The 20589-nt window shown below is 50.9% G+C and carries 14 protein-coding genes; 3 read left to right on the forward strand and 11 right to left on the reverse strand.

Annotated elements, in window-relative coordinates:
• Positions 1–25 precede the first annotated feature (25 nt).
• From AC5S16_RS18300 to AC5S16_RS18345, 10 genes are all read right to left on the reverse strand, one after another.
• The gene (locus AC5S16_RS18300) at positions 26–3067 is read right to left on the reverse strand and encodes a TonB-dependent receptor (protein WP_493931550.1); all 3042 of its coding nucleotides are present in this window, start codon (positions 3065–3067) and stop codon (positions 26–28) included.
• 108 nt (positions 3068–3175) lie between these two features.
• The gene (locus tag AC5S16_RS18305) at positions 3176–4669 is read right to left on the reverse strand and encodes a YncE family protein (protein ID WP_493931551.1); all 1494 of its coding nucleotides are present in this window, start codon (positions 4667–4669) and stop codon (positions 3176–3178) included.
• Between the two features lie 161 nt (positions 4670–4830).
• The gene (locus tag AC5S16_RS18310; protein WP_493931552.1) at positions 4831–7389 is read right to left on the reverse strand and encodes a TonB-dependent receptor; all 2559 of its coding nucleotides are present in this window, start codon (positions 7387–7389) and stop codon (positions 4831–4833) included.
• A 57-nt stretch (positions 7390–7446) separates the two neighbouring features.
• Positions 7447–8859: a sensor histidine kinase gene (locus tag AC5S16_RS18315; RefSeq protein ID WP_493931553.1), complete on the reverse strand. Its 1413-nt coding sequence runs from the start codon at positions 8857–8859 to the stop codon at positions 7447–7449.
• Entirely contained in the window at positions 8856–9536 is a 681-nt protein-coding gene (locus tag AC5S16_RS18320) for a response regulator transcription factor (protein WP_493931554.1), read from the reverse strand. The genes AC5S16_RS18315 and AC5S16_RS18320 overlap by 4 nt, the downstream gene beginning before the upstream one ends.
• 109 nt (positions 9537–9645) lie before the next feature.
• Positions 9646–10668 carry a metallophosphoesterase family protein gene (locus tag AC5S16_RS18325; RefSeq protein ID WP_493931555.1) on the reverse strand — a complete coding sequence of 341 codons (1023 nt, stop codon included), beginning with the start codon at positions 10666–10668 and terminating at the stop codon, positions 9646–9648.
• Between the two features lie 55 nt (positions 10669–10723).
• Complete coding sequence (locus tag AC5S16_RS18330) at positions 10724–10933, reverse strand: hypothetical protein (protein WP_493931556.1); 210 nt, start codon at positions 10931–10933, stop codon at positions 10724–10726.
• Positions 10934–11255: 322 nt separating this feature from the next.
• Positions 11256–14255: a TonB-dependent receptor gene (locus AC5S16_RS18335; protein WP_493931557.1), complete on the reverse strand. Its 3000-nt coding sequence runs from the start codon at positions 14253–14255 to the stop codon at positions 11256–11258.
• A gap of 34 nt (positions 14256–14289) precedes the next feature.
• Complete coding sequence (locus AC5S16_RS18340) at positions 14290–14808, reverse strand: hypothetical protein (protein ID WP_493931558.1); 519 nt, start codon at positions 14806–14808, stop codon at positions 14290–14292.
• A 29-nt stretch (positions 14809–14837) separates the two neighbouring features.
• Complete coding sequence (locus AC5S16_RS18345; RefSeq protein ID WP_493931559.1) at positions 14838–15020, reverse strand: hypothetical protein; 183 nt, start codon at positions 15018–15020, stop codon at positions 14838–14840.
• 207 nt (positions 15021–15227) lie between these two features.
• Here AC5S16_RS18345 and AC5S16_RS18350 point away from each other — a divergent pair, with 207 nt between their 5' ends.
• Both AC5S16_RS18350 and AC5S16_RS18355 read left to right on the forward strand, forming a co-directional pair.
• Positions 15228–15902 carry a response regulator transcription factor gene (locus tag AC5S16_RS18350; protein ID WP_493931560.1) on the forward strand — a complete coding sequence of 225 codons (675 nt, stop codon included), beginning with the start codon at positions 15228–15230 and terminating at the stop codon, positions 15900–15902.
• Positions 15899–17332, forward strand: a complete 1434-nt coding sequence (locus AC5S16_RS18355; protein WP_493931561.1) for an ATP-binding protein — start codon at positions 15899–15901, stop codon at positions 17330–17332. The genes AC5S16_RS18350 and AC5S16_RS18355 overlap by 4 nt, the downstream gene beginning before the upstream one ends.
• Positions 17333–17565: 233 nt before the next feature.
• Here the strand turns inward: AC5S16_RS18355 and AC5S16_RS18360 are convergent, their stop codons facing one another.
• Positions 17566–18810 carry an O-antigen ligase family protein gene (locus AC5S16_RS18360; protein WP_493931562.1) on the reverse strand — a complete coding sequence of 415 codons (1245 nt, stop codon included), beginning with the start codon at positions 18808–18810 and terminating at the stop codon, positions 17566–17568.
• A gap of 416 nt (positions 18811–19226) precedes the next feature.
• On the opposite strand from AC5S16_RS18360, the gene AC5S16_RS18365 reads away from it, so the two are divergent.
• On the forward strand, positions 19227–20531 hold the full coding sequence (locus AC5S16_RS18365; protein ID WP_493931563.1) for a nucleotidyltransferase family protein: 1305 nt from the start codon (positions 19227–19229) through the stop codon (positions 20529–20531).
• The last annotated feature ends 58 nt before the right edge of the window (positions 20532–20589 follow it).

Consider the following 20589-nt stretch of genomic DNA (forward strand, 5'->3'; position numbering starts at 1 on the left):
ACAACATACTAGCAGCCCATATCGGTTAGTAGGTGATGCGCAATGAGAACTCCAGTACTCGCGGAGTTCCAGTGCCGACAAGTCCTGCGGAATTGACGGTAGATGTAATGGCGCCGAAGCTCGCCGGAACGGTGAGAGTACGCGTGCCTGATTTTGTCGTGACGCTCAAAGAGGAAGACGGCTGGCCATACTGGGCACGATTGAAGAGATTGAATGCCTCTGCCCGAAAAAGCACGCTGTTGCGTTCTGTGATGTGAAAGTTCTTCTCGACCGCAGAGTCATTCTGCCACAGAGGCGGTCCGGTTAGGAGATTACGGCCAGCATTGCCCCAAGTGCCCACAGCTGGCAGAGAGAACGCAGCTGGATTGATCCAATGCGAAATACCGCGGCTGCCAAGGTAAAGCGGAACTCCCGAAACTCGGTTGGGCCTCTGGTCCACGTTATTGCCATCAGACAGTTCAGTGCTGCTGCGGCTGACGGTCACATTGACAGGAAAGCCAGCGCGAGCGCTTAACAAGGATGTCACAGACCATCCTCCTGCAAGAAGGTCCGTGGCAGTTCCGCCGTTAAAGTAGCGGCGGCCGCGACCGAACGGTAGATCATAGACCGCACTCACAGTTCCGCTGTGACGTGAGTCGAAATCGCTGCTGGCGTAATCACAACGGAAACACGCTATATTCTGAGCAGAATCGGCATCGCCCGCGCCCACTGAACCATCGTCCAGAGCATGAGAGTACATATAGTTTCCAGCAAGGAAGAAGCCACGGTGGAAGCGTCGGTTTACGCTCGCGATGAATGCAGTGAAATTGGACATGCCCTGGTTATATTTCGTATCGATCTGGCTTGGATACTGCGGAAGCGGACGGGTATTCGTCGCCGGATCAATCAGGTTTGTGTATCCTCGCCGAAAGAGATGGACGCCATGCGATCCCAGATAAGTTGCAGTGAAGACGGTTTGCCCGGGAAGAGCCTGCTGAACGGAAGCAGTCCATTGCTCTACATAGGAATCAGAATGATGACGCGCCATGGAGCGCGGCGTGAGCGCAAAACCGGTAGAAGGAGTCAGTTCGGGAGGTACAGGATAGGAATATTGCACCGTCGTCCCATCCGACTGAACACCACTGGTCAGTAGGGTCGAAGGTTCCGTGTTGACTACGGGGCTATCTTCATCGCCAAGCTGCACCTCGCCATGATAGACGCCGAATCCCGCGCGAAAGACCGTGTTGCCATTCATCGATTCCGGCGCATAAGCTACTGACGCGCGTGGATCGAAGCTCAGATAGTTCGGATGATAGAAAGAAGCTCCCATTCCGCAGTATCCGCCGCAATCAGCAATATCGAAGGGGTTCTCGTTGTCGTGAACCTCAGTAAATGGAGAGAAATAGTTATAACGGAGGCCATAGTTCAAGGTAAGGTTTGGCGATACCTTCCATTCATCCTGTACGTATCCTGCAATGTGCACCTTGTGCATGCCCTTGTCAGGAAGCGCCGCTGTTGTCTGAAAAGTGTTGAGCTGATTCGCAAGAAAGGCTGATTCATTGAGGTAAGTCGCAGTGCCGTCAACTGAGTTCTGCTCATTAAACCATGGTAGTTTGACCTCAGCTCCAAACTTCAGCGTGTGATATCCCTTCGTCCAGGTAACTGTGTCGTTCAGCGATTCCGATTGTCCTACCTGCTCCTTGGTATAGTTTTCTGAAAGTGACGTAAAGCCTGTAATAGAGAAGTTGAAAGGGAGGCCGGTTTCCTGCGACTGGATGAACGTATTGCGGTTGAAACCTATCTGAACCTCATTGATGACACGTGGGTTGAAGATATGGGTCTCCTCTATCACAAGGTTCTGTACACGCGAGTTTACGGTGCTTCCTTGTGCAAGAGCATTAAGCGCGCTGGTCGAGGCTCCATCGTCGATGTTGTAACGCACATATGCGGAATCTGCATCAGAGAAGCGATGATCAACACGGACAGTACCTGCATTTTCCTGGTTCGGACTTGGGACCAGGCCCGTGAATGAGTACGCATTTAAATCGGCCGTAGGTGCCTGCCCTTGAGGATAAGCATTCACGATGAAGGCCAACGCGGGCTGTTGAGCCGCCACTTGAGCTCGGAACGAGGGGCTGGGAACAAATCCTGTCTGCGGCACTCCGCCTAACTGCTGCCGAAAGCCTTCATAGTTGGCAAAGAAAAAGGTGCGGTCCTTAATAATCGGCCCACCAAGGCCGGCTCCGAACTGATTGAGCTGGAATACGGGAGCCTTGTTGGCATGCTTGATGGGCCCGCTTGCATCGAAATAGCTGTTGCGGAGATAGTCGAACACACTGCCATGAAATGCATTGGTGCCAGTCTTCGAGATCAGGCTGACCTGTCCACCTGCAGAGCCGCCTGTGTCTGCTGTGTAGGCTGCGGAGTCAACTTTGAATTCTGCAACTGCTTCGGTGGAAAACTGTAGCCTAAGTGCAGATTTCAGAGAAGCATGGAAGACACCGCTCGCATCGACTCCATCAAGCCGAAAATTGTTGTCATCTGTCCCATTTCCTGAGAAGCGGATGGATGACTGCGCACCGGAGCCGGAATCGACGGCGCCAGGCGCTAGAAGCTCCAGGTTGGTGATGTTGCGGCCATTGAGGGGAATCTTTGAAACCTGGACGGACTGGATCGTTCCACCAAATGTTGCGTTGCTTTTATCGAGTTGTGCGCCTCCTCGATCCGGCTCGACACCGATTGTCTGCGTTACTTCTCCCAATTCAAGTTTCGCGTTCACTGTACGAACGTCGCCAGAGTGCAGATCAAGATCAGCGATACGAAGATCTCTGAAGTTATCGTGACTGAACACAATGATGAAACGCCCAATCGGAAGTGAAGAAACAACAAACTGTCCGTGATCGTTTGTAGTAACGATTCGGATCTGGTTTGTCCCCTCCTGCGTCACTGTAACCCTGACGTCAGCGATCGCTGCGCTTGATGGATCTGTGACAGTTCCATTGATCTCGGTTCGATCAATTTGCGCAAAAGCGAAGGCCTGGAAGAACATCAGGAAAGACAGGAATGCATATTGCGTCAATGATTTCATTTTTGTGAATCTCCGAAGTTTGAAGTGCAGCGGTTCATTGATAATCCGCTGCGCGCAATGCAGGTTGCGCGGCAGCGGATCGTATGGCTACGCGAATCTCTTACCGGCTCATTCACCGACAGCAGTGGCAAAGAGAGAGGACAGGCTGGGAATCTTTCTTGATACTTCCTCGCGTATGGCGGCTGCTTTGTGAGCAGCGTCTTCTTCGCTCGCCGCATCCGTGCAAGCAATCTCCATGACAAGGATTCCGATCCTCCGGCCTGCTGCATCGAACATGGGCATCTTCATGTTGTAAAATTCGCCATCGGCGATCCTGGGACCATAAATTCCGCCATTCTTTACGGCGGCGAAATCACCCTCTGAGGTATGGATACCGATACGAGTAGCATTGCCGTTGGCAACGATGACCATATCCTGACTGCCAGGGGGAATAACGTGGAGCCCCATCTTGCGCAGCAGTGGATGAGCGGAGAGCGTTTCAAGCACTATCTTTTCGGCGGCAGGCGCATTGACGGGCAGTTTCGTTTCAGCCGGTTTGACCTTTGCTTCTGGCGTGTTGACCGGCTCATAAGCGAGGATGCGTGCGTTCTGTTCTCCACTTGGTGGAATAGCTACAAAGAGCCGGTTCCACTCAGGCACCAATTTCGCTGTGCGGCCATTTTCTCCAGTAGAAACGCTTCCCAGCAATATGTAGTGGTTGAGGTCCGTCTGCTCAAATACGTTTATGGCGCCATTGGCGGCTGCATAGATCCGCTTGGTTCCCGCATCGTAGATAAGATCATCGATTCCATCAGCGATAGGCAACGCTTGCAGTTCCTTGCCGGTATTGCTATCAAGGACGACTATCTGGCCGCTTCTGCAGCCTACAAATAAGCGCTGCCGCTGCTCGTCGAGCGCCATCGCTACATTCTTTTTCCCAAGTGTGATGGGCCACCTGGCAATAACGGCATTCTTGAAGCGATCGATTACTACTACTTGATTCATTGCCGTGTTATTCAAGTAGGTACGAGGGCGATAATTGTCGAGCGCCATCGCCTCAAGCGTGTCTCCCTCGATCTTAATGTCCCCAAGTTTTGAGTTGTTCTCTGTATCGATGGCGCTCAACATCGAATACTTCTGGCCAACCTCGCCGCCGCCGTTGTCAATGTAAAGATAGTGTCGTGAAATATCGTAGCCGATCGAATCCGCGTCTTTAAGCAGTGGAATACGGGTCGTCTGACCATAGGTCTCACCATCAAAAACCTTGACCGAGCCGTCGGCGCCGTCGGTAATATACAGTCGGTCCGTATCTGCGCGATAGAGAACAGCATGAGGACGCAGAATGTCCTGGATCTCATGAACAAGTTTTCCGCTATCGGCGTCAAAGACCAGCACCGCCTTGTAATCTTCTGCGGTAGTGAAGAGACGGTGCCTCTTGAGATCGACTTCGAAATGATCAAACTTGCTTTTAATCTCTGAGGAGAGATCATAGGTCTGCACAAGCTTGAGAGGTTTCTGGTTAGGAGAAGAAGCCTGGATTCCGTTCTCGCAACGACCTGAGAACGCGTGAAGAAAGATAGCGCAGGCCAGCACAGGAATGAGTGAATGAATTGAGACTTTCAAGCGCTTTTATGCTCACTCTCTAATGGAAGTAAACAAAGAGTACGAGCGGCTTTATGCGCTTATCGTGACGATGGAATCAATTTCAGAAAAATCGCAATTCAGAAAACATTCAGGTTTGTAATCTAGTGTTGACTACTGCTCCACGCAATCCATTCACGTACCTAGAATTTGATTCTGCCGGTAAATTGCAATCTTCTGGCCGGCAGTGCGGCAGTGGGTTGGCCAAAAAACGATGACTGCACATTGCCGACGTATGACATATAGTTTGTCTGGTTGGTGATGTTGAACGCATCGACCGCAAGCGAAAAGGCGGGCATTTTGTCCTTATGCGATAGTAGTTCGTGACTCCATCGGAGATCGAGTTGAACGGTTCCGCCGCTCTCCAGACTGTTTCTGTTCACGCCCGCCGGCCGCGCGTTCAGGATACCTGTGTTGAATGTATCGTTGCCGGAGGTCTCCGTGTAAGGAGTGCCGGAATACAGCTTGGCGACAATTCCAAGATTCAGCCAATGATCTTCATTGAACGTTCCAAGCAGATTCAGGCGATGCCGCTGATCAAAATCGGCGCGGCTGTACTCTCCTTCGAGTGAATATTGATTCGCCGGGAACCACGCAATGCCACCGGTATTATTGTTTGTGCGGCTGAGTGTATACTGTGTGATCCCTGAGAACCAGCGACCAGCTTTGCCGTTCAGCGTTAGCTCTAGTGCATTGCCGATCTGCCTGCCCTCAGATTCCATCTGCCGCACGACACCGAGATTCGAGTTGGGCCGTCCTTGATAAAAAGGCGGCAAAGGCGCATTGATGTCTCGGGAGCGAAACAACGCGATACCAACCGTTCCGCGATAGGTAACGGCCGTCGTCAAACCTTTCATTAACTGCCGTTCAACGCCTGCACTGTAATTCGTGATGTAAGGGACGCGAGCGCCAGCCGCTTCACGCACCAGATTGGTTGGCAGAGTATCTGGATTCATGCCTGGCGGATACGGATCAGGATAACCCGGGTTAAGCAGAGTGAAGGCGCGAAGAACCACTCCGTTATAGCGCTTCAGGTCGGCCATTGGCGACGCGCCGGAGCGATCGTAGAAGAGCCCGACGCCGGTGCGCAGAACTGTCTTATGGTCTGCGGTTGAATAAGCAATCGAGAAGCGCGGAGCAAAATCGTGAAATGATTTGAAATAGGTCTGCCAGTCATAACGAAGACCAATGGACGCCTGAAGGTTCGGACGAAGCTGGATCTGATCCTGAATGAAGATGCCAATCTCATTCATCCAGAAAACAGCGCGGCCTGACCCAGCCTGCTGGGTGAAGGAATAGGGTGAATTAGCCTCAAAGTCAGTAAGGCTTGAAAAATTGAAGGTGCCGACTCTATTCGCACGATCTTCCCATGCCCGGCGGCTCAGATTTGGAGTGTTGATGCCGAACTTTACGTAGTGGCGCGTGTGATTCCAGCTGACAATATCGTTGATCTTAAGATTGTTCTCCGTATTCAGCAGATCAGCCTGAGCGCCGCCGCCGGTAAAGGAGCCATCTACAACTGTCTTCTGTGCGGCAAGGACGCTGCGTGTGGGGTTGTGGTCTTTCTCAAAGAAGAGCTGGAGCTGGTTCAGTAGTGTGGGCGATATGACGACTCGGTCGTTAAAGATGACATCGTCTTCACGAGCCTGAGCATTGACGCCACTCCGCGGAAGGATAAGCCCACCTACACCAAGATTTCTGGAGATCGTATCGATAACGTTGTATTGCAGTGAAACCCGATGTGTTGCAGAAAAGTCATGTGATACGCGCGCTGCAAATTCCGTGTCATGAACCGGCGTGGGAACGTTTGAAGTGATCAGGCCGGTTGGCGTTTGCGCGTGAACCACGGATTGCAGATTATCTTCCTGGCGTGTACCTGAAAGCAGAAAAGTTGTTTTGTCGTCAAAGCGCAGCGGACCTGTAATAGAGCCTTCATAGATACGTTTCTGCTCGAAAGGCTTCGTCAGGGCAAAGTAGTTCTTCGCATCGAAGACAGAGTCTCGGAAAGTAAAGTTAAGCGTGCCGTGAAGCTGCGGCGAGCCCGGCTTGGTGATAATCTCAATCCTGCCCTTGCCCGGCCGATTGGTTTCAACGCTGTAAGGATCATTATTGATATGCACTTCAGCGATGGCAGAGGCAGAAACGCCGGTACCCTTCATCTCAACGCCATCAACAATAATCGAAACACCGCTGGTAGCAACTCCTGTCTGATCGAGAAATGGTGTGAGCGTTGCAACATAGTTCTGATCGAAGACTGGAACCTTCTCAAGCATCGGCGCGGCAGTCATGACCTGGTCTCGATTGGCGGAAGAGTCGATCGTGACCTGATTCGTATCGGGAGCAACGGTCACATCCTGTGCAACGACAAGAGGCGTAAGTTGAATGCGCAACTCATGTATTCCCGGGCGAATGGAGAGAGGCGCAAGATAGCGCTCAAATCCATACTTGGAAGGAACCTCGATTTGATACTCTCCGGGAGCAACGCGCGAAAAATGAAAATGACCTTCAGAATCGGCGGTCGCGCTGGCCTGATCTGCGGCTCCGTGCGACACCCTCAACAATACATCGACAGACGAAACCGCGGCGCCATCAGGATCAACAACCGTGCCTGTTACATTCGCCTGAGCGAAAAGATAGCAGCAATTCAAAAAGAGAAGCACGCCAGCAAACCACCGCGCTCCATAATGAACTAAACAATTCATGAGCTATGAATAACCCGAGCTACCTGAATTTCTTCTGAGGGTCTGCAACTCTTGATGCTAGTGGACCGGTTGTGATTTGAGGCCTGCCTGTGGAACGTCTGCTCTGGGAAAAGCCACTCTAAAGCTGGCGCCTTCGCCGATGGCGCTTTCGACACGAATTGTTCCGCCATGAAGGTGGATCAGGCTTTTTGCAATAGACAGGCCAAGTCCCGAGCCTCCATCGCGAGGTGTGCGCGCCAGGTCAACGCGGAAGAACCTCTCGAAGATGCGTTCCTGATCAACCTGAGAAATCCCGATGCCTGTATCTCGAACTCTAAACCCGCAGGATTCGGAACTGACCCAGGTCGTGATCCCTACTCTACCGCCCGGCGCGGTATACCGCACCGCATTGTCGATCAGAATCATGAGAACTCTTTCGATCATGTTTTGGTTTCCAAGCAAGGGAACAATCTGATCGTCGAAATCATATTCGAGCGAGAGGTTACGCATAGAGGCCAAAGCTCTAGCTCGATCGAGAGTTACGCGCGCTACCTCATTCAACTCGAGCAACTCCATCGAAATCGCATCTTCGTCATCGCTCCGGGCGAGGGTGAGAAGATCACCGATCAGGTGAGTCATATAAGTGCTTTCAGCGAGAATGTCCGACAGCCCCTGTTCAACTCTTGAGTCAGTCTGAGGTCCCATAAGCAAAAGCTCGGCATTGGAGCGTATCAGTGCCACGGGCGTTCTCAATTCGTGAGATGCGTCGGCAGTGAACTGCGCAATGCGTTCATACGATGTTGCGATGCGGTCAAGCATGTGGTTAATCGTGTCAGAGAGGCGATCGAGCTCGTCATGTGTTCCCAGCAGTGGAAGCCTACGCGAAAGATTTCTCGCATCGATCACATTAGTAGTTTGCGTAATCTGATGGATTGGCGAGAGTGCGCGCCCGCTCATCCAGTAGCCGGCAAGCGCTGCCAACAGTCCAGCGACGGGAGCGCTCAGGATAAGTATCCAGGTGAGCCCCATGGTCAGCTTCTGATACTCGGTTTGATCTACAGCCACTTGAATGAGAAAAGTGTACGGTCCAACTGCAGCGAACCTGCTGATCGAGCGGTATGACCGGCCGCGGATGACAAGATTTTCTTTGCGAAGCTCATTTGCTAAAGGGATTACCGCTGTAACTACAGCCATGGCATCAGGTTGATAGACCAGCGAACCATCCGGATAATTGACACGGAACATTTTTCCGCGAGGCAAGAGTGCCGAATGCTCTCGCAACTCTTCGTTCAAGTTGTTCATCTGATGGATGTCAAGCTTGTGCCGGAGAAATGTAGCAACGCCATCGATTCCGGACGTAAGTTCTTGATCCGCCACCTTGCGCAGCCCCCAGGACGCGCCGAGCAGGATGCCAACCCCAACCACCATGAGAATGGCAGCCACTAATGCTGCATACCAGATGGTCAAGCGTGTCCTGATCGACAGGGTCACAGTTCACCTTCAGCGGTGAGCTTGTATCCGAAGCCACGCACCGTATGGATCAGCCTTGTGTCAAATCCGCCATCGACCTTCGAACGAAGCTGCTTCATAAAAGCATCCAGTGTGTTGTTCTCGACGGTGCGCTCGTATCCCCAGACAGCGTTGATAATCGTATCCCGCCGCAGAACAACACGCGGGTTCCTCATGAGGTATTCAAGCAACAGGAACTCGGTGCGGGTAAGATGGATTGGCTTGCCAGAGCGAGAGGCGGCGTGCGTGAGAGGATCCAACTCCAGGTCGGCTATACTGTAGCGCAACGACGTTGATGTGGTTGTTCTCCGTCCAAGAGCTCGCAGGCGGGCAAACAGTTCCTCGAATGCGAACGGCTTGGTCAGGTAGTCATCTACACCGCTGTCTAATCCGCGAACAACGTCGCTGGTTGCATCTCTGGCGGTAAGCATAATAATCGGCGTAGATATTTTGGAGCTTCGCAAAGACCTAGCAACTCCAAAACCATCCAGCCGCGGCAACATGGCGTCCAGAATAATGCACTCGAACTGATGATTGAGGGCAATATCGAGTCCTTCGGCTCCATCAGACGCAAACACGACTCTATGCGACATCTTCTCCAGCGCATCACGCAAAAGAATCGACATCTTGGGGTCGTCTTCGACAATTAAAATCCGCATGGGCAGCCTGGAGTCATCGCTATGTTTATCCGCGGCACCTGAGTTTTTCGTGAAGACTGCCAGGAACCCGCACCATCGGCGCCTTACTGGAATCAAACCAGGCGCCAGCTCATTTCGCCTGTATCGTGAACTCGTCGCGGAGTTGCCATGAAGGAGAATCTGCATTCACATCGGCTAACCTGTACATGCTGGCATGCAATGTATTTCCATTCAGAACGAACTTGACATAGTGATAGTTGGGGAAATCATTGCTCTGGTAGAGGTCCTCCGGTGCGCGATCGACGGGGACAGGAGAGGCACCGCCGCCACCCGAGACTAGATAGGTCACATCACCCCTTAGGAACCTTTCATAATTGTGGATATGCCCAGCGCTCACAATGATCTTTGCGCGCATTTGAGGGGCAACACTTTCCAGAAAATCACGCAGCGCGATCTCGTTTGGGCGAGGATTGTGGCTGACGTTAACCCTGGTCTGAAAGTCTGCAACAGGAGGATGATGAAGGCTGATGAAGACAAACTTGGTATCTTTAGGTAACCCCTTTAATTGCCCATCGAGCCATTTCTGCTGGTTGCTCCCGGGAAACAGTGACGTATCACTGTCGAGTGCGATCGTATAGACCTGCTTGCCCAGCTGCACAGAATACCAACGTCGGTCTTTCATCTCAGGAAACGCAGCCCACCAGTGATCTAAGGCCTGTTGCGGATCCCCATGGAATTCATGATTTCCCAAGGCCGGGTAGACATGGATCTGCCCATCCCGCCAGGGCTGCGATTCGGTTTTATACACCTCATAGTCATTGACGTTGTCACCGCTGTAAGGAACGTCCCCATTCAGCAATACAGCATCAGGCTTTTCAGCGGCGATCTTCTCCACCAGCCAGCGCCGCGCCTTCGGGCTCGTAACCTTGGTATTTGTCGGATCGGTAAAGCGCTGATCGCCGTAAACAATCACGGTGGCTGTTTTACCCACATTCGACACGTGGAAGCTGGGACCGCTCTTGCTGATGAGATTTGATGTAGGCAGATCTTCCGGCTTCAGCTTCTTTACCGTGTTATCTTCTTGAGCAGCAAGTGACAATATAGTTCCGACGACCAACACTCCGCAGAGAATGATGCTTTTATGTTTCGACATAAATAATGCAGGCTCCAGTGTTATGTGATCAGTTCGTTTTGATCGCTGCAGGAAGCTATAACATCACCACAGCAATCGGGAAGAAGATTCCGAAAAGTACAAGCGCATAAGCAATCCGCCGATCTCCGCCATAGAGCAGCGACATGATAATGCCAAGTAGCGTAGTCGCCACAAGCGCAAAAGACATGACAAAGACAAATAACTGCAAGAAGAACTTTGATCTTGGCGCCTTCAGGCTTTTCTGGCTTTCCTCGAGATCAGACACCGTCTTTTGCCCCTTAGGAGCAGGAAGAGCAAGCGTCTGCTTCTTGTGGATCTGTGCAATCTTCAGAATCCAGTGAGCCGGTATATAGCTGCTGCCGCGAGACGCCTGATGCCAGCCAAATACCTGGAGTGCTCCGCTAAAAGCAAAGAAAAGGATTGCAGGAGCAAAAAAGAGTCCAAGATATCGATGAGCTGACCTGACTGTTCGGATGATTGAGTTACGCTGCATTCTTTTAAATACCTTTTCTGCGATCTCGCTTCACGCAAGACATTCAATACCGCGCTGCATGAGAATCGATGATGCAGCCCGGTATTGAACTGGATCAGAAATCCACCTTCAGGCTGAACTGCAGCTCTCGTGGAGTTCCAGTGCCAGTGGCGTTCGTACTGTATGATTCGGTGATCACACCATAGCTATTGGGGTTTGGAGAGTAATCGGGAGCGCCCGGCGTTCCTGTAGGTGGCGCCCAGCTGGTTCCAGGCTGTCCATATTGCGCCCGGTTCAGAATGTTGAATGCTTCAGCACGAAAATTCACGCCTACGCGCTCTGTGATTGCAAAGCGCTTGCTAAGGGCGGGGTCAATCTGCCAGACACCTGGAGCACGCACTGCATTGCGTCCTAGGTTTCCCCACGTTCCCGATGCCGGTGTCGTAAACGCTGCCGGGTTGAGCCAGTTTTCCGGTGTTTTGTGGTCGGCATAGAGTGGTATGTGAGGTATCCGGTCAGGACGTTGCCCTTTATTGATCTGGTCGGGAAGCGCACTCGCCGGACGGCTCATGGTGACATTGAGTGGTAGACCACTGCGTGCAGAAGCAATGCCACTCAGCTGCCAACCGCCAATAAAGAGATCCGCAATGCGAGAGGCGTTGCCCATGAATGTGCGCCCGCGGCCAAATGGAAGCTGATAGATGGTACTGGCTGTAAAATAGGAGCGCATATCCTGGTCGCTGGGTCCACGTTCGCAAGAAATGCAGTTTGAGTTCTGCGGCGTATCTGCTTCGCCGCCGCCAATTCCACCATCATTGATCGAGTGCGACCACTGATAGTTCGCAGATAGCATCCATCCCGTCGAGAAGCTCCGCTGGATGCTGGTTTGCAGAGCATGCGTATACGCGTCATTGGAACTGTTCTGGTAGCCCATGGTAGAAAACCCGGCATACGGGCGCTTTCCTGTATTTGGATCAATGCCGTTCAAAGTGATGCTTGAGAAAATATGTGTTCCACGTGTTCCAAAATATGCAGCCTGGAAAATCGTCTGCTTCACAATTTCCTGCTGAACGGAAAGTGTCCATTCATAAATCGAGGTGATTTTACGGTGGATGGAAGCAGCTGCCGGTGAATTGCTGTGTGTTGCAACACCCAAGTCTGGAGGAACCGGGTAGCCGAAGCCAGGCGCTTGCGTCTGGTTCAATGTGTATTTCGTAGCAAGGTTGCCAATGGGCTGGCCAAGGCCGCCGAACTGACCGAAGCCGTCATAGATTCCGAATCCGGATCGCACTGCCAACCTCCCATTAAAGACAGCAGGAGCCCAGATGATGCCGATGCGAGGAGAAAATAAAAGATTGCTTTGGTAATACCACGGCGTAGATGAAGAGCAAATCACACCCGGACAATTGATAGGATCGGCATTAATACCACGGCCTAGAACTTCATGGTCAACACCGAAATTTTCATAACGCAGTCCAAGATTAAGATTGAGCGTGGAGCCAAGCTTGAACTGATCCATGACATACCCGAAATATTCGGTCAACCGCTGGCCGGTTACAGGCACAGCGCCCGCATAACTATCCGAGTCAATTAGGTTCTGAAGAAATGTATCTGTACTGTTGTATTCAATGGTCTCATCTGGAGTATTTGGCGAAGCTTTGTTCTCCTGCACGCGGCGAACTGTAATGCCTGCCTTGATTGTGTGTTTGCCGCGCAAGAAAGTCGCGTCATCCATACCGGTGAAGGAGTTATCGTTTCTAATGGACCCACTAGGAGAATCGATGGTGCCAAATGGTGCGATCTGCAATGCAAACGGGAATGGAGTATTTTGCCCCTGAGAAAATTCGGCCCGGTTAAAACCATACCTCGCATCGTTAAAGAATGTTGGAGAAAAAACATTCTGCACACCAATCGTCGCGTTGGGCGTATTGAGATTGTTGAAGGCCGTCGATGGATTGAAGTTGTCAGGAGAGGTCTCCGTATAGTGATCTGTATTGAAACGGACAAATGTGCTCATACGGTCGTTGATATGGTAGTCCGCGCGTATAAGGCCCGAATCCTCATGCGTAACATCCGGCCCGCTTCCAAACCATCTGGCGCTGATGTTATCGATTGGCACCTGACCAACAGGATATGCATTTATGAGCGGAATCAGAACTGGCTGCTGTTGGGCAACCAGCGCACGAAAAGCCAAGCTGGGAACTTGCCCGCTGAGAGCCGTATTCAGGTTCTGCCTGAGTGCTTCATAGTTAGCAAAGAAGAATAGCTTCTTCTTAATGATGGGACCTCCAATGTTAGCGCCGAAGTTATTCAGACGAAGCGCTGGAGGTGCCCCCTGGAAGTTCCATGGAGCCGCATCGAATACGTTATTGCGAAGAAATTCCCAAGCTGCGCCATGATACATATCGCCGCCGGTCTTGGACACAACTTCGATCTGGCCGCCGACAGTGCCTCCCTGATCCGCGCTGTATGCAACACCATTCGCTCGAAATTCAGCAATGGCCTCGGTGGATACCTGCAGGTGTAGATCAACCTTCTGGTACTGGTGGTTGACTCCGGAATTGTCGACACCATCGAGATGCCAGTTGTTGTCTTCATCGGATAATCCAGCAAATCGAACATCCTGCTGTGTTCCCGTCCCTGAATCAATTGCCCCTGGCACTAACGAAACCAGTCCTACAAAACTTCGTCCATTAAGCGGCAGATCCTGCGCCTGCTTGCCATGGACAACGCCACCAATTTCTACTGAGGATTTCGATAGCCCCGCATCGGCAACTTCAACCTGAACATTGCCTCCTGCAACTGATAACGCTGCATCCATGGTGCGAATCTGGCCTACGTCTAGGACAACGTCATCGAAACGAAACGGCGTAAAACCCGCCGCTTCGATCGTGACCTGGTATCCTCCGGTTGAAAGTGAAGTTACCGTATATACCCCAGCGTCGTTGGTTTTACTCAATCGCTCAAGTCCCGTTGCAGTGGACCTGACCGTGACATTCGCCCCAACCACTCTTTTTCCTGACGGATCGGTAACCGTGCCCGTGATTGTGCCGCGATCAGTTTGGGCAAGCACAGGCAACGCAGAAAGCAGGAGAAACAAAAATAGCCTCTTCATGACAATCCCTCTTTCCGGTCTGAACCAACAGTTATCAGGGCTGGTACAGAGCAGCTTTGCTCGAAATCTGAGCCTGCAACTCATCGCGAATTGCAACGCCAATCTTCAGTGCCTGCTCTTCATTGCTTGCCTTCGAGAACGGAACTTCCATAACTACAAAACCTCCGCCCAGGTCTCCTCCATGCGCATCCGTCATGGGAATTAGCAAGTCAAAAATCTGGTCTTTCTCGACGCGAACCGCCGTCGGCTTGCCTGTCGCCAGCTTTTCCAAGTCTTTCGCAGATGACTTCTTTCCATTCTTGGAACGGGTGATGTTGGCGATGATGACGTTGTCAGTTTCCCCCGGAGGCACGGCATGAATTCCCAGTTTGACAATGTCGTCATGGTGCGCCTTGACCTTGTCGACAAGATCCTGAGCAAAGGGAGCATTCACATGCATATAGGTGGATGGATCCTGAGCCGGAGCTTTTGCCTTCTGTGCCTGCACTATGCAAGGCGCAAAGTTAAGGAACAGCGAGCACGCGAGAACAGTTCTTACGATATGTTTGGACACTTCGGAATTCCCTTCTGGAGTCAAGACGGCTATAGAAACGCCGGATTAGAGGTGCTTTTGAAGATCAACAGTGCTGCATCATCGATCTGAGTCTTGGGGTGAATAATATAGAGTTGCTTTACTTCCGGAACATAGAGCGAAGCTTTGCGGCCATTCCTCAGAATCTGCGCGAAGCCTGAGTGACGCTTTGTCGATGTAACGTAAGGTTCCATTTCTGCTAAAAATCCCGCTCTGCATACAACTGATGGCTGCTCCACTTCAGTGCAATAAAAGCTGGGCTCTGATCATCTGTGATAGCGGTGGCGGTAGAACCAGTCAAACGAATGAACCTTAGTTGAGCCTTAGAAAACCAGACTTGTCATGCAAGATTCACAATTCTTCAGCGAAATTTTCATATTCTGGAGTTCAGATAACCCTCTATGAATGTTCTTGTAATCGAAGACGACAAACGTATTGCAAATATCCTGCGCATGGGCCTGCTTGAAGATGGGCATCAGGTTGAACTGTCTTATCGCGGCGACGAAGGCCGCGACCTTGTAGCAAGCGGGGATTTCGATGTGGTTGTGCTCGATGTAATGCTGCCCGGGCTCGACGGTTTCAGCATTCTGAAACATGCCCGTACGGGAAAACGTTCTGTTCCGATCCTCATGCTTACGGCGAAGGACTCCATGATGGATGTCGTCCATGGACTTGATCTCGGCGCGGATGATTACCTCACCAAGCCCTTTCAATTGGAGGTTTTCCTCGCGCGCGTGCGCGCAGTAGGACGGCGCGGGCATATCCCACAACTACCTCGCCTGGCTGTGGGCGATCTGGCTATCAACCGGAGCAGCCGAACCGCTTTTCACGGAGAAGAACAGATTGAGCTCACCAAAAAAGAGTATGTAATCCTGGAGTTGCTGATGCGGCGCGTCAACCAACTAGTGACACGCGAACAGATCATTAATGCAGGGTGGGGATATGATGCCGACGTACGGGACAATACTCTCGACTTCTACATGCATAGCCTGCGGCAGAAGATCAACCGGACGGACAAGCCAAGTGTGATCCGGACCATACGATCTCTTGGATATTTACTGGAACATTCTGAATGAAATTTTCTATCCGGTCTTTGCGCGTCCGTATGACGCTGCTATATATCTTTCTTACGCTTACTTCGATGGTGTGTCTGGGTTTCTTTTCCTACTGGTACCTCGGACGTATGCTCTCCAGTTCCAGGCAGCAAACCATGATAAGGCGCGAGGAGCGCATTGTCGCTTTCATCAATAAATGGCCAAAGCATGACACATCCCTCAGTCTTATCGAAAAGTTGCGCCAACTAAGCATTGCCATCGCTGAAACAGATACGGTTCAGGTCTATGACCTGAACGGAAAACTTATTTATTCTTCTCCCGCCCCTGACATTTACAAAGTTTCCTGGCCGGGCAGCGATTGCATTCAACCCTGCTATGACATGGTTAAAAAAGGGCCCCATGTCATTCGAACGCTCAACCATGTAGTCATGCTGGATGGACAGCAGGTGCGGCTTTCGATCGCTGGTACAACTGATGAACATTTCGACCTACTGCGAAAAATTAGAAACTCTTATCTTATCTCCTGTCCACTGCTGCTGCTTGCATCCGTAGCTGGGGGTTTCATTTTGAGTCATCGTGCGCTGAAGCCTGTACACCGCATTACTAACGAGGCGCGCACCATTGGTATTCAGGATCTAAAACATCGTCTGCCGGTTCCAAATACTGGAGATGAACTTCAGTTGCTGGCCGAGACATGGAATGATCTTCTGGCCCGTCTGGAAATCGCGGTGAATCGCCTCACGCAGTTTACGAGCGATATCTCTCATGATCTGCGCACCACCGTTACGGTCATGCTTACGACTGCGGAATTCGCTCTCAGAAGAAACCGAGCTGAAAAAGATTATCGCGAAGCCCTGAATACTATTGCCGACGAGTGCCATACAACTTCGCGGCTTCTGGATGATCTTCTCGCCGCATCTCGAGCGGACATCGTGCAGAGAAACATTGAATGGGAACCGGTCAATCTTGAGGCAATCACTTTTGAAGCTTGCGATCACATACGTGCAAAGGCAGAGACCAAGCATCAAATACTCAATTCCCGTCTTTGCAGTAACGCATGGATACGAGGCGACGTTTCTCTACTCCGCCGCATGCTCAATATCCTGCTCGATAATGCAATCAAGTACACGCACGAAAGCGGAACTATCCTAGTCAGCCTGGAGAAAGCAGGAAATCAATTTGAGCTTAAGGTCAGTGATACGGGTATTGGAATTCCACCTGACTCGCTGTCGATGATATTTGATCGCTTTTATAGAGTAGATAAATCGCGTAGTCAGGAAGATGGAAGCGGACTAGGGTTGTCGATTGCAAAATGGATTATCGAATCTCATAATTCGACAATTCAGGTGGCTTCAGCCATAGGGATTGGCACTACTTTTACCATTTCTATACCTGAAAATACGAGCGTATTTTCACCAGGGATTCAGACTCAAAAGGCAGTTGCAGTCTAATTTGAATGCTGACCTCAGCATTTTGGGTCACACAAAATCAGACGCAGAGAAACATAGTCCAGAGCGCCTAAAAGCAAGATTTTATTAGAATGAGTAAACGATACAGAGCAGATCTCTCGGAATCGTTGTCTCCACACTAGGGCTTGTAACCATTTCTGGCTTATGAAGCTTTATGCTCGTTGAGCGACTGCGTCAAGCACATCAAGCAAACCGAGTATTGCGCAGAAGAAAGCTTATATCCTTGGCAGCGAAGCTTGTGCGGGTATGCGAGGAGGATCAACAATTGCTATCAATACACTGATCATAATAACCCCCCACAATGGAAGAGACAGATCAAACGGCTCAGTATCAGCCAATCCGCGTATAAGAATAAAGGTTAGGAAACTGAAAAAAAATGCTTTCTGGGGGCTCGAAGCAAGCTTACGGATTTGAAGATAGATACTGCCGTAAATGCCTATGAACATAATGACTCCACTTACGCCATAGGCATAGAATTGTTGCAGTAGCTCATTATGGGCATGGCGTGCTTCAAACTGATCCGGCCCAAATGGCGGAATCACTTTCCAAACAGAGTGAAAGCCGTGACCGAACCATGGCTGCTCGATAGCTTCTGACAAGATATAGGCCCATATGCCGAGGCGACCAGTCAGGGTTTCAGACTGGTTACCTGCATTGGTATAAACCTCATAATAGGATGAGAGCAGACCCCAGAAGATACCGACAATCAGAATCGCCGCCAGAGCCAGGACAACCTTCGCTTTGCGACTCATAGTCCTGTCACGCATAAGTAGAAAGGATTCGCCAATGAGAAATGCGATGATCGAAGTTTTGCTGAGACTGCGAAGCAATGTGACTGCTAACAGAAGCACCGCCGCACCCCACTTTTCCGCTTTCTCGCGCATGAGATATTGTGCAAAGTAAATGGCAAATGCGCAGAGATAGCCGATCTGGTTCGGTCCTAAAAGTTCTTCATCCCCCAGACGCAGGTCGGATTGTGCAGGCAGCAACCAAGCGATGATCGCAACTGCGCATGCGCCCCACACGTAACCTTTCATGATGGAAGCTGCAGTTTCCTTGACTGAACCTGCGCGAAGCAACAATACGACGATCGCAATGTCGGCAGCCATCGCACACCAAAAAGAAACCGCCGCAGAGAGCGATGCTGTGCTGCTCCAAAGGAGACTGCAGGCTGTGAAACCAAGAAAAATGAACGCCCAACGGACCGGTGGCAACCGCAGCATCTGCTTCAATGGACAGCTGACTTCTCCCAAATAAAAACATGCAACAACAACCAGAAGTAGGATATTCAGAACAAGACTCATCTCAATGCCGGTCTGTGGCTCTGTTCCAAGAATACGCACAGAGAGAAGCATGATGAAGGTTCGAAAAGAGAAGAAAAAACCCACAATGACAGGCAGCTCAAATCCGGATTGCGTGACGAAATAACTAACCTCGAAATCGCGAGTACTTGAAGACATATTTTTGCCGATTTCAGTGCGTGGATATCTCTTGGTTTTTGTCGATGCGATGGAAGGTCATAGTCCTACCCACCTTACAGGCTTACAACAATGCCAGTTGTCATATGATAGTTAGTCAATTGTCATCATTTTGTCGCGTGCCAATAGTTTGCAGGTACCATGCAAACTTTGCATGACGTGAATGCAGCACAGGATGTGATATAGCTGGCACACCCGGCGATTCGGCCAGTAGTGTAGTTCGGCGTCGCTTCTTGGGCTCCTAGCTGTTCCACTCTCACGTCGAATACACAACAATGCAATGACAATCCCCTAACTATGGTCTGACAACTCGTCCATGGAGAGTGCGTATTGTCATAAGAATAAAAACTGCGCGACCAGTAGATGACACACATGCAACGGAGTTGGCGCCTGACTTTATGTACAGACTGGATATCAGTGCCGTTCGTACGACCTACAACAAAGAGAGGTGCGCTCGTGAAGCCGCCCTGCTACTCTTTTGCGATCCATTACCGGAACGATGCATACGGTTGGCAATGCTTTCACACAGGGAGTGGCAGAGATTGTTGCATTGGCTGGATGTCAGCGGCCTGGCTCTTTATTTCCTTGATCGAATCTCCGAGTTAAAGCTGCACAGTATGCTTCCGCCAACCATGCTGGTTCGTTTACAGCAAAATCTGATTGATAATTCCGAACGAATGCACGGCATGATAGAAGAATCGGCTGCGATCCATCAGGCATTTCAGGCTGCTGGCATCTTTTACGCAACACTGAAAGGGTTTTCGCTCTGGCCATCATCCTTGCTGAAACTAGAGCTTCGCTCACAGCTAGACCTGGATTTTCTTGTAGCTGAAAAAGACATGACAGAGGCACGGCGGATCCTCGAAAACAGAGGGTATCATCTGCACGCCGCAAGCGGTAAAAGCTGGGAGTTTAAGATTAGTGGGTGGCCCACCGCCTCACTTAAGAACATGTACAAACCCACACCTTACCGGTGTGTGGAATTACATATTGAGGATAATGGCCCACGCCACACTTCACAACTCATTCGCACAGAAAGGCGCACGATTCATGGCATCCATATGCCGGTGTTCGCTCCTGTCGATTTACTTCTAGGTCAGGCAATGCATTTGTTTAAGCATGTGAGCAGCGATTTCGTTCGCGCAGCTCACCTTATCGAATTCCGCCGTCACGTGCTTGCCCGATCTGATGAAGCTGACTTCTGGACGGAGCTGGAACAGGCTACGGCAGAGAATCGGCGAGCGTCATTTGCACTCGGCGTAGTCACATCATTGATCACCCACCTGACAGGTGATTTCGCACCTAAAGAGCTTACCAGTTGGACCGTCGATACTCTTCCATCGTTTGTCCGGCTCTGGGTGGAGCTGTACGGAGCCCGTGTGATCTTTGCGAATTTTCCTGGCAACAAGCTCCATTTGTTGCTGCAAAAGGAACTTGAATCAACAGGAATTCCTACGAAGCGGTCACGTTTACGAGCACTGCTTCCGACTAGCCTGCCACCTGCGATAGTGAAAGCGTCTGCGCGGGAAAGTCTATCTGAACGCATTGGCCGCTATTACGGACAGATATGTTTTATTTTTTTTCGCCTGCGCTTTCATACCAAAGAGGGGCTCTGTTACCTGTTGGAGACATTTCGCTGGAGAAAATATAAAGCTGCGCTGGAAGATTCGGGTTCTTTGTCTCTCCATGACTCACTTGTATAGAAAAACGATCTGATTTGCAGCAGTCTCTGCAACTCCAACAAGGGAATGACAATTCGCT

Source organism: Acidobacterium sp. FHG110202_01 (assembly GCF_059115305.1).

What these genes read in the sequence shown, in the direction of transcription:
- AC5S16_RS18310 (WP_493931552.1), bottom strand. Translation starts at nt 7,389, where the DNA reads ATGAATTGTTTAGTTCATTATGGAGCGCGGTGGTTTGCTGGCGTGCTT.
- AC5S16_RS18355 (WP_493931561.1), top strand. Translation starts at nt 15,899, where the DNA reads ATGAAATTTTCTATCCGGTCTTTGCGCGTCCGTATGACGCTGCTATAT.
- AC5S16_RS18345 (WP_493931559.1), bottom strand. Translation starts at nt 15,020, where the DNA reads ATGGAACCTTACGTTACATCGACAAAGCGTCACTCAGGCTTCGCGCAG.
- AC5S16_RS18300 (WP_493931550.1), bottom strand. Translation starts at nt 3,067, where the DNA reads ATGAAATCATTGACGCAATATGCATTCCTGTCTTTCCTGATGTTCTTC.
- AC5S16_RS18325 (WP_493931555.1), bottom strand. Translation starts at nt 10,668, where the DNA reads ATGTCGAAACATAAAAGCATCATTCTCTGCGGAGTGTTGGTCGTCGGA.
- AC5S16_RS18360 (WP_493931562.1), bottom strand. Translation starts at nt 18,810, where the DNA reads ATGTCTTCAAGTACTCGCGATTTCGAGGTTAGTTATTTCGTCACGCAA.
- AC5S16_RS18350 (WP_493931560.1), top strand. Translation starts at nt 15,228, where the DNA reads ATGAATGTTCTTGTAATCGAAGACGACAAACGTATTGCAAATATCCTG.
- AC5S16_RS18335 (WP_493931557.1), bottom strand. Translation starts at nt 14,255, where the DNA reads ATGAAGAGGCTATTTTTGTTTCTCCTGCTTTCTGCGTTGCCTGTGCTT.
- AC5S16_RS18365 (WP_493931563.1), top strand. Translation starts at nt 19,227, where the DNA reads ATGTACAGACTGGATATCAGTGCCGTTCGTACGACCTACAACAAAGAG.
- AC5S16_RS18320 (WP_493931554.1), bottom strand. Translation starts at nt 9,536, where the DNA reads ATGCGGATTTTAATTGTCGAAGACGACCCCAAGATGTCGATTCTTTTG.